Annotated in this window: 8 protein-coding genes; 4 read left to right on the forward strand and 4 right to left on the reverse strand. The window is 65.1% G+C overall.

The genetic code is table 11. The features are described from left to right. Position 1: 1 nt before the first annotated feature. Together ACREBX_RS08275 and ACREBX_RS08280 are read right to left on the reverse strand one after the other, a co-directional pair. A complete protein-coding gene (locus ACREBX_RS08275; RefSeq protein ID WP_431561278.1) occupies positions 2–937 on the reverse strand; it encodes an SDR family oxidoreductase in 936 nt (311 codons plus the stop codon). A 16-nt stretch (positions 938–953) separates the two neighbouring features. Then, on the reverse strand, positions 954–1,844 hold the full coding sequence (locus tag ACREBX_RS08280) for a DUF4163 domain-containing protein (RefSeq protein WP_431561279.1): 891 nt from the start codon (positions 1,842–1,844) through the stop codon (positions 954–956). Between ACREBX_RS08280 and ACREBX_RS08285 the strand changes: the two genes are divergently transcribed. The 3 genes from ACREBX_RS08285 (at position 1,843) to argC (ending at position 5,197) form a co-directional block, all read left to right on the forward strand. After that, positions 1,843–3,246, forward strand: coding sequence for a leucyl aminopeptidase family protein (locus ACREBX_RS08285; protein WP_431561280.1), 1,404 nt, complete (start codon positions 1,843–1,845; stop codon positions 3,244–3,246). The genes ACREBX_RS08280 and ACREBX_RS08285 overlap by 2 nt on opposite strands. 85 nt (positions 3,247–3,331) lie before the next feature. Beyond that, complete coding sequence (locus tag ACREBX_RS08290; RefSeq protein WP_431561281.1) at positions 3,332–4,276, forward strand: NlpC/P60 family protein; 945 nt, start codon at positions 3,332–3,334, stop codon at positions 4,274–4,276. Positions 4,277–4,279: 3 nt separating this feature from the next. Next, positions 4,280–5,197, forward strand: coding sequence for an N-acetyl-gamma-glutamyl-phosphate reductase (gene argC, locus ACREBX_RS08295; protein WP_431561282.1), 918 nt, complete (start codon positions 4,280–4,282; stop codon positions 5,195–5,197). Positions 5,198–5,200: 3 nt separating this feature from the next. Here argC and ACREBX_RS08300 read toward each other — a convergent pair whose 3' ends face one another. After that, the gene (locus tag ACREBX_RS08300) at positions 5,201–5,416 is read right to left on the reverse strand and encodes a hypothetical protein (RefSeq protein ID WP_058536565.1); all 216 of its coding nucleotides are present in this window, start codon (positions 5,414–5,416) and stop codon (positions 5,201–5,203) included. 172 nt (positions 5,417–5,588) lie between these two features. Here ACREBX_RS08300 and ACREBX_RS08305 point away from each other — a divergent pair, with 172 nt between their 5' ends. After that, a complete protein-coding gene (locus ACREBX_RS08305; protein ID WP_431561283.1) occupies positions 5,589–6,932 on the forward strand; it encodes a PQQ-dependent sugar dehydrogenase in 1,344 nt (447 codons plus the stop codon). A gap of 107 nt (positions 6,933–7,039) precedes the next feature. Here ACREBX_RS08305 and dnaN read toward each other — a convergent pair whose 3' ends face one another. Continuing rightward, positions 7,040–8,155 carry a DNA polymerase III subunit beta gene (dnaN, locus tag ACREBX_RS08310; RefSeq protein WP_431561284.1) on the reverse strand — a complete coding sequence of 372 codons (1,116 nt, stop codon included), beginning with the start codon at positions 8,153–8,155 and terminating at the stop codon, positions 7,040–7,042. Between the last annotated feature and the right edge of the window lie 184 nt (positions 8,156–8,339).

The following is an 8,339-nucleotide window of genomic DNA, read 5'->3' on the forward strand; positions in this document are numbered from 1 at the left end:
GCTAGCCATTAACGATCGTACCGCCATTGGGATGCAGCACCTGACCCGACATATAGCTGCTGTCATCGCACGCGAGGAACAGGAAGCAGGGTGCAACCTCATTGGGCTCGCCCGGGCGCTTCATCGGAGTATCCTCGCCAAAGGTCGCGACCTTCTCGGCGGGTGCCCCACCACGCGGGTTCAGCGGCGTCCAGATCGGCCCCGGCGCGACGCCATTCACGCGAATGCCCTTGCCCATCAGATTCTCGCTGAGCGAGCGGGTAAAGGCCGTGATAGCACCTTTGGTGGCGCTGTAATCGAGTAGCCCCTTTGACCCCTGATACATGGTGACACTCGTACAATTGACGATCGCCGCGCCTTTTTTGAGGTGCGGCAGCGCGGCCTGGACCAGATAGAACATGCCGAAGATGTTTGTCGCGAAGGTCTGCTGCAACTGCTCGGGACTGATGTCGCGGATGTCCTCCGCCGGATGCTGTTCGCCGGCGTTGTTGACGAGGATGTCGAGACGGCCGAGCTTTTCGACCGCCTGCGCAACAATCTTTTCGTCCGCCTTCGCCTTGCCGACGTCGGCCTTGATCGCGATCGCGCGGCGCCCCTCGGCTTCGACGATCGCGGCGGTTTCGACGGCATCGGCTCTGTTCTCGAGATAAACGATGGCGATGTCAGCGCCCTCGCGTGCGAACAGCGCGCACACCGCGCGGCCGATCCCGCTGTCGCCGCCGGTGACGATCGCGACCTTGCCGTCGAGGCGCCCCGATCCCGGATAGCGCGGTTGCCACTTGGGCGCGCGGTCGAGATCGGCCTCGCTGTCGGATGGCGGTTTCGCGATCGTCTTACCCGACCCGACCGCGCGGCGCAGCTTTGTCGCGGCGCTCCGCTTGCCCTTCTTTTCCTTTGCGCTTTCGCCAATCTTGCCGGCTTTGGGCTGCTTCGCCATGACCGAGTCCTTCGGTTCAATTGATAGGGAGAAAATCGCGCGCGAATTCGTCTTTCACGGTTTTGACGAGCGCGCCCGTCACGGGCACGTTGATCTTGTAGCTCCCCTCGGCATAGGGGCCGACCTCATATGGTGCGATCGCGATCGTCATGCGGTCCAGATAGCGCCCGTCCGAAGAGCCAAGCCACACCGTTTGCGCCGATGCGGGCGGGCATTTGCCGAACGGGCTGTCGGGCGCCTCGTCGGCCGTTATCCCCTTCGCGGCCTTCGCACGTTTGATTCCGGCGCAGAATGGCTCGCGGATGGCGCTGTCGAACGACTCGCTGCTTTGGAACAGGTCGATCGGCTTCAGCTGCTTGCGTCGGTTGCGGTCCCAGATCAGCGTGTCGAAGGTCTGCATACCGTGCGCGCCGCCGGTATAGGTCTCGATCTCGGCCGAGAGGCTCAGGAATCGCGGTGTGTTCGTAACGCGTTGCCAAGTCTGCCGATAGCTATGCGCGCGATAGGGAAATTCGCCCTTTTCGGCGGCCGCCTTGTCGCGCTGCGCGGCCGCAATCAGCGCCTCGCGCTTCGTCGCCCGGTCGCTGTCGAGCGCGTTGGCGAGTTCGGGTATCTGGGCGGCTTCATTGGGATAGGCGTAAACAAACTCGATCAGGTCGTTGCTCTCGGTGACGTTCGAGGCGGGCGCGCCCTTTGCGGCTTCATCGGCGGCGGCTTGCGGCGGCGCGCCGGGCACTGAAGCCGCGGCCACTTTTTCCGCCTTCGTCGGCTTGTCGTCCGAACAGCCCGCCAGCAGCAGCGCGCCGGCAAGGATCGATGTGGCATTTCGCCAGGGTGCGTTGGTCGTCATCCAGAGATAACGCCGGGAATCGACAAAATATCCCGAGCGGCCTAGCACCGCGTCCATGACCGACTATTCCGATCTGATCCAGCCCGACAAAGGCCAGGACGCGCGCCCGATCCACCTCGTCGACAAGAAGGGTTACGACGAGTGGCTGAAGGGCCGCAGCGCCCGCGAACGCGCGCATCTTGCCGCGGTCGGTTTCAAGCCCGATGCCTTCGTCCACGCGATCCTGCCGGGGGACGACCCCGAAAAATGGGCGGTCGTCACGACCGTCGCCAAGGCCGACAGCCTGTCGGCATGGTGCCTCGCCAAGCTGGGGCAAATCCTGCCCGAAGGCCGCTACCGCCTGGAAGGCCAGCAGCCGGGCAAGGCGCTGTTCGGATGGATGAGCGCGCAGTACCGCTTTGACACCTATAAATCGAACCCGTCCGTCAAAGGGCCACGCGTCCTGCTGACAACCGAAGTCGGTGCAATCGCGCCGATGGTTGCGGAAATGCGCGCGACCGCGCTCGTCCGCGATCTCGTCAACACGCCCGCTGCCGATATGGGGCCCGCGGCGATCGAAAAGGCGGCCGAACGCATCGCCAAGGCGCATGGCGGCAAACTGACTGTCACCAAGGGCGAGGCGCTCGAACAGGGCTATCCGATGATCCACGCGGTCGGGCGCGCCGCCGCCAAACATCACGCGCCGCGCCTGATCGAAATCGAATGGGGCAAGGAGAACCGTCCGCGCGTCGCGCTGGTCGGCAAGGGTATCAGCTTCGACAGCGGCGGGCTCGACATCAAGCCCGCGGCGGGCATGCGGTTGATGAAGAAGGACATGGGCGGCGCGGCGCATGTGCTCGCGCTCGCCGAACTGGTGATGGCGAGCGGGCTGCCGGTGCGGCTCCATTGCCTCGTCGCCGCGGCCGAAAATGCCATCTCCGCCGATGCATTCCGTCCGGGCGACGTACTCAAAAGCCGCCTTGGCCTGACGGTCGAGATCGGCAACACCGACGCCGAAGGGCGGCTCGTGCTCGGCGACGCGCTTGCCAAGGCAGGCGAAGCGAAGCCCGAACTGATTGTCGATTTCGCCACATTGACCGGCGCCGCGCGCGTTGCGCTCGGCCCCGATCTGCCGCCGCTGTTCTCGAACGACGATGCGCTCGCCGAGGCGATGCTCGCGGGCGGGATCGAACGCGACGATCCGCTGTGGCGGATGCCGTTATGGGATGGCTATGCCGACCTGCTCGAAACCGACATCGCCGACCTGGGCAATGCCGGTAGTTCGCCGTTCGCCGGGACGATCACCGCGGCGCTTTTTCTGAAGCGCTTCGTACCCGATGGCGTGGCCTGGGCGCACCTCGACACCTTCGCATGGCGCCCCTCGGCGAAGCCCGGGCGTCCGAAGGGCGGCGCCGCGCTGGGATTACGCGCCGCTTGGGCGATGCTGCAGGCGCGCTACGACCGGCGCGAGAAAACCTGAACATTCTTGATAAAGCGGGGCCTGCTGGTCTAATGGCGCGCGATTGTCCGCCGCGCGCGGAACCCAGCTTTTTACAGGACGGCAAGTGACAGCAGAAAGTGGCGATAATTCAGCGGCAAACCGCGTGCGTATGGGGCGCCCCGGCGCCGCGGGCGCAGGCCGCGATCGCTTTGGTCTGACCGGTACGTCGCAGAGCTTCGATCCGCGCGTCGTCGCGATCCGTCCCGACCTTGCCGATATTGCGGTCGCGGGGACGCATTTCGCGCCGCATTATGCCGCGCCGATGATGCGCAGCGGCGTACTGCCCGCGGCATCACTGCGTGCCTCGCCGTCGGTCGATGCCGACCAGACGAGCGAGTTGCTGTTCGGCGAAGGCTTTGCCCTACTCGATCTCACTGGCGGCTGGGCGTGGGGCTATTGCCTTGCCGACCATTATGTCGGCTATCTCGCCGCCGAAGCGCTCGCCGCGCCGATCGCGCCGACCCACCGTGTCGAAATGATCGAGGCGATGCTGCACAGCGCGCCCGATGCCGCAAGCGGCGGCCCCGCCGTCCTGCCGCGCGGCGCGCTGGTGATGGGCGAGCCCGAGGGCGAATGGCTTGCGACGTCGCACGGCTATCTGCCGCTGGCGTCGCTCGTCGAAGTCGGCACAGAGGACAACGACCCCGCCGAACTCGCCGAACAGATGATCGGTACGCCCTATGTCTGGGGCGGGCGCACGGCGAAGGGCATCGACTGTTCGGGTCTCGTCCAGCTCGTATGGGCGGCCGCGGGGATCCATCTGCCGCGCGACAGCGACCTGCAGCTCGCTGCGCTCGGTTCCGATAAGGATGTCGACCCGGCGCAGCTCGCCCGCGGCGATGTCGTCTTCTTTCCCGGGCATGTCGGCATCATGGCCGACAGCCAGACCATCATCCACGCCAGCCGACGATGGATGGCGGTGAACAGCGAACCGCTGGCCGACGTGATCGCGCTGTCGGCGGCGAAAGGGAATGATGTGCCGGCTACCGGCTATAAACGACTGCGGTAAACCATGACAAAAACAGTTTTCATCGACGGCGCGGCGGGAACGACGGGCCTGGAAATCGCCGAGCGGCTTGCGGGGCGTAGCGAGTTCGTGCTCCTCACCCTGCCCGACACCGAGCGCAAGGACGCCGCGCGCCGCGCCGAAGCGCTGAACGGCGCCGATTTCGTCATCCTCTGCCTGCCCGACGCCGCGGCGATCGAGGCAGTCGCCATGATCCGCAATGACAGTACGAAAATCATCGACGCGTCGACCGCGCACCGCGTCGCGCCGGGCTGGGCCTATGGCTTCCCCGAACTGAGCGCTGGGCAGCGCGACGCGATCGCCGGCTCGACGCGGGTCAGCAATCCGGGCTGCTATCCGACGGGCTTCCTTGCGCTCGTCGCGCCGTTGGTCGCCGCGGGTATCGTGCCCACCGATGCCCGCCTCAGCGTCAACGCGGTGTCGGGCTATTCGGGCGGCGGCAAGGAATTGATCGCACGGTTCGTGGCCGAACCCGACATCGGTTTTCGCAGCTATGGCCTGTCATTGAACCACAAGCATGTGCCCGAAATGCAGCGCGGCGCGGGCCTGACGCATCCGCCGCTGTTCGCGCCCGCCGTCGTCCCCGTCTATCGCGGCATGCTGGTCGAGGTGCCGCTGAGTTTCGACGCGCCGACCGCCGATGCGGCGTTCGACGCGCTCGCAGCGCATTTCGACGGTTCGCCGCTGGTATCGGTGCGGCGCGGCGACGAGAACGAATTGCTGCTCAGCCAGAAGGACGAAGCGACCGACCGGATGGAGCTGGCGCTCTTTTCCGATCCCGCCGGTCGTCAACTCCGCCTCGTCGCGCGGCTCGACAATCTGGGCAAGGGCGCGAGCGGCGCGTGCGTCCAGAATCTCAACATCATGGCAGGATTGCCCGAAACCGCGGGCCTGCGGATCTAGGGCTCAGTGCACCGTGTCGAGGATGTCCTCGATCGACAAATAGGTGATCAGCCGCTCGATCTGGCGCCAGCGCGCGAAATGGACGTGGTTGCCAAGCACACGATACTGCTCGGCCCGCGCCGCGGCGGCAAAGCCCGCTTCTTCGCCATGCATGCTGATCAACGCATGGGCATCCTCGACCGCGTCGCGGTCGGTGAGAAAAGGTGCTGGCAGGTGCATCTTATTCCTGGTCCGTAAGGGTGAGCGCCGTCTTACGCCCCGCCCCTCACCGCGCCGTTCCCAACCGTGATGAACAGCCGGGTAAGGTTAATTGCCGGCCGTCACCGGTTAACCCTTCGCGTGCCGATGCAAGCCCCTTTGACGCCGCGCTTTGCCCGTGTAGACAGGCGCCATGCGCAAGATCCTGAAATATGCCGCCTTCGCCCTGTTGCTGCTGCTGATCGTCGGCGGCATCACATTATACGTCATGTCGCGACCCGATGTGGCGCGCTTCTCGACCGCCGAGCTCAGCGGACGGGTGCCGGTGATGGCGTCGCAAAAGACCGAGAGCTTCCCGACGGTGAATGTGCCCGAGGCGACCAGCTGGCCCGCAGGGCAAACGCCGCGCGCCGCGCAGGGGCTGGCGGTGGCGCGCTTTGCCGAAGGGCTCGACCATCCGCGCACGATATTGGTGCTTCCGAACGGCGATGTTCTCGTGGCGGAATCGCAGAGCCCGCCGCGCAAGGATGGCGGCGTGCAGGGCGCGGTCATGAAGAATCTGATGGGCAAAGGTGGCACGGGCCGGAAACCATCGGCGAACCGCATCACCCTGCTCCGCGACGCCGATGGCGACGGCAAGGCCGAGGTAAAGACCGCCTATATCACTGGGCTCAACTCACCCTATGGCATGGTGCTGGTCGGTAGCACGCTGTACGTCGCGAACACCGACGCGCTGCTCGCCTTCCCCTATATGGCGGGCGAGACCAAGATGAGCGGCAAGCCGACCAAGCTCGTCGATCTGCCTGCAAAGGGCACCAACCGCCATTGGACCAAGAGCCTCGCCGTTGCACCCAACGGCTGGCTCTACATCGGCGTCGGCGCCGACTCGAATATCGGTGAGGCGGGCATGAACCGCGAATTCCGCCGCGCCAGCGTGCTCGAAGTGCGGCCCGAGAATAAATATATGCGCACCTTTGCGGCCGGCATCCGCAATCCGGTGGGCCTTGGCTTCTATCCCGGCAGCGACCGGCTGTGGACCGTGGTCAACGAGCGCGACATGCTCGGTAGCGACCTGGTCCCCGATTATCTGACCGACGTCACCGAAGGCGATTTCTATGGCTGGCCCTGGTATTATTGGGGCGGCTACATTGACCCGCGTGTCGAGCCCGAGGCCGAGGATCGCCGTCAGTACGTCAAGCGCCCCGAATATGGGCTGGGGGCGCATACCGCGCCGCTGGGCTTCACCTTTACCCAGGGCCTCGACCTTGGCGATCGCTGGGCGAACGGCGCGCTGATTGCGCTGCACGGGTCGTGGAACCGCGAGCCAGTTGCGGGATACAGCGTCGTGTTCGTCAAGTTCGGCGCCAACGGCAAGCCGGTCGACGCGCTGCCCGTCACGCTGCTCGACCAGTTCCTTGGCAAGGACGGCAAGACCACCCGCGGCCGCCCGGCCGATGTGAAGGTCGCGAAGGACGGCAGCGCGCTGGTTGCAGACGATACCGGCGGGGTGATCTGGCGGGTCGCGAAGGCGGGGTGACCGCCACAATATAACGTCATTGCGAGCGAAGCTAAGCAATCCAGGGGCGGCTTACGCTACTCTGGATTGCTTAGCTTCGTTCGCAATGACGGAATGGTTGAGCGGGATTACACCCGCATCGGCATCAGTACATAGAGCGCCGGGCTCTTTTCGCTTTCGCGGATCAGCGTCGGAGCGTTGGCGTCGGCGAGGTGCAACTCGACCGTGTCGCCGTCGACCTGGCCAAGGATGTCGCTGAGGTAGCGGGCGTTGAAGCCGATCTCCATCGCCTCGCTGTCGTAAACTGCCGCGACCTCTTCGGCGGCAGTGCCGTTTTCGGGGCTGGTGACCGACAGCGTGATGCGGTCCTTGTCGAGGCCGACCTTGACCGCGCGGGTCTTTTCGCTGGCGATCGTCGAGACGCGGTCGACGCCCTGATACAGGCTTTTCGGATCGACCTTGAGCAGCTTGTCGTTCGCGGTCGGGATGACGCGGCTGTAGTCGGGGAAGGTGCCGTCGATCAGCTTCGAGGTCAGGATCGCGTTGCCGAGCTGGAAGCGGACCTTGCTGGCCGACAGGCTGATTTCGACATTGCCTTCGGCCTCGTCGAGCAGCTTGCGGATTTCGGTGACGCATTTGCGCGGCACGATGACGTCGGGCATCGACGACGCGCCGTCGGGGCGCGTTACGGTGTAGCGCGCGAGGCGGTGACCGTCGGTCGCCGCGGCCTTCAGCACCGGACCCGAGGCATCCTCGGCGACGTGCAGGAAGATGCCGTTGAGATAATAGCGCGTTTCCTCGGTCGAGATCGCGAAGCGCGTCTTGTCGATGATCTGGATCAGCTCGGCGACGGGCAGCTCGAAATTGGTCGGCAGTTCCCCCTCGGCGATCACCGGGAAATCGTCGCGCGGCAGCGTCGGCAGGTTGAAGTTCGAGCGGCCGGCCTTGATCTGCATCTTGCCCTCGGCCGCGGCGAGGCTGACCTCGGCGCCCTCGGGCAGCTTGCGGGCGATTTCGAAAAGCGTATGCGCCGACACGGTGGTGGTGCCCGCCGTTTCGACCTTGGCCGCGATCGTTTCGACGACCTGCAAGTCGAGGTCGGTCGCCATCAGTTTCAACTGGCCCGATGCATCGGCCTCGATCAGCACGTTCGAGAGGATCGGGATCGTGTTGCGCCGTTCGACCACCGACTGGACGTGGCCGAGGCTTTTCAACAACACTGCGCGTTCGATCGTCGCTTTCATTCTAAATCCGCCATCCCTGTGTTTCGCGGGAAAAGTCCCTTAGGGACAGACCATCGGAGGCGATTCGCACCCCGATTCTGGCCCCTGAAAATGTCCACCTTCCTTAACGCACGCGGCGACGCGTGCAAGCCATGCTTGCAAAGCATCCCCAATCGCGCGAACGAGGCGCGATGCGGCGCTGGGC

This window comes from Sphingopyxis sp. (genome assembly GCF_050725655.1).
Taxonomy (GTDB): Bacteria; Pseudomonadota; Alphaproteobacteria; order Sphingomonadales; family Sphingomonadaceae; genus Sphingopyxis.